This is a genomic window from Corallococcus sp. RDP092CA, from assembly GCF_041903675.1.
Taxonomy (GTDB): domain Bacteria; phylum Myxococcota; class Myxococcia; order Myxococcales; family Myxococcaceae; genus Corallococcus.
In genome coordinates this window covers 1-1,071 of the sequence record NZ_JAYESI010000097.1, presented here as the reverse complement: position 1 = coordinate 1,071, position 1,071 = coordinate 1, and the positions used below count along the sequence as shown (strand labels likewise).

Below are 1,071 nucleotides of genomic sequence, written 5' to 3'. Positions count from 1 at the left end.
AGAGGAGCAGCTCGCGGCCCTCTTCTCCCAGGTCCTGCGCGTGGAGCGCGTGGGCATCCTCGACGACTTCTTCGCGCTCGGCGGCCACTCCCTGCTGGCCACCCAGCTCGTCTCCCGCGTGCGCTCCGCCTTCCGCGTGGAGCTGCCGCTCCGCGCCCTCTTCGAAGCGCCCACCGTGGCCGCGCTCGCCGAGCGCCTCCAGGCCCAGACGCCGAGCCTCCGCCTCCCTCCGCTCACCCGGGCCCATTCGGACGGTCCGCCGCCGCTCTCCTTCGCCCAGCAGCGCCTCTGGTTCCTGGATCAGCTCACGCCGGGCGATGCGTCCTACAACATCCCCACCGCGCTCCGGCTGACGGGACAGGTGGACGTGGAGGCGCTGCGCCGCGCCTTCGAAGCGCTGGTCGCGCGCCACGACGCCCTGCGCACCACCTTCCGCGAAAGCCAGGGGCAGGCCACCCAGCACATCCACACGCCCGGCACGTGGGCGCTGCCGCTCACCGACCTCTCCACGCTGCCCGAAGCGGAGCGGGAAACCGAAGCACAGCGGGAGGTCGAAGCGGATGCACGTCAGCCGTTCGACCTGCGGAACGGCCCGCTGCTGCGCACCGCGCTCGTGCGGCTGGCCGAGGAGGAGCACCTGCTCCTGGTGACGATGCACCACATCGTCTCCGACGGCTGGTCCATGGGCGTGCTCGTCCGCGAGCTGGTGGCCTTCTACGAGGCCTTCAGCACCGGGCAGACGCCCGTGCTCGCCCCGCTGCCGGTGCAGTACACGGACTTCGCGACGTGGCAGCGCGACTGGCTCCAGGGCGAGACGCTGGAGTCGCAGCTGGGCTACTGGAAGCAGCAGCTCGCGGGGGCTCCGGCCACGCTGGAGCTGCCCACGGATCATCCCCGCCCGGCCATCCAGTCCCACGCGGGTGCGACGCACGCCGTGAGCATTCCCCAGGCGACGTCCGACGCGCTCAAGGCCCTGGCCCAGCGCGAGGGCGCCACGCCCTTCATGGTGCTGCTCGCGGCGTTCCAGGTGCTCCTGTCGCGCTACTCCGCGCAGGAAGACCTCACCGTGGG

General features: G+C 72.2%; 1 protein-coding gene. It reads left to right on the top strand.

What is annotated here, in order from left to right; translation table 11 throughout:
• A partial coding sequence (locus U8525_RS34305; protein WP_374270950.1) for a condensation domain-containing protein occupies positions 1-1,071 on the top strand: 1,071 nt, incomplete at both ends.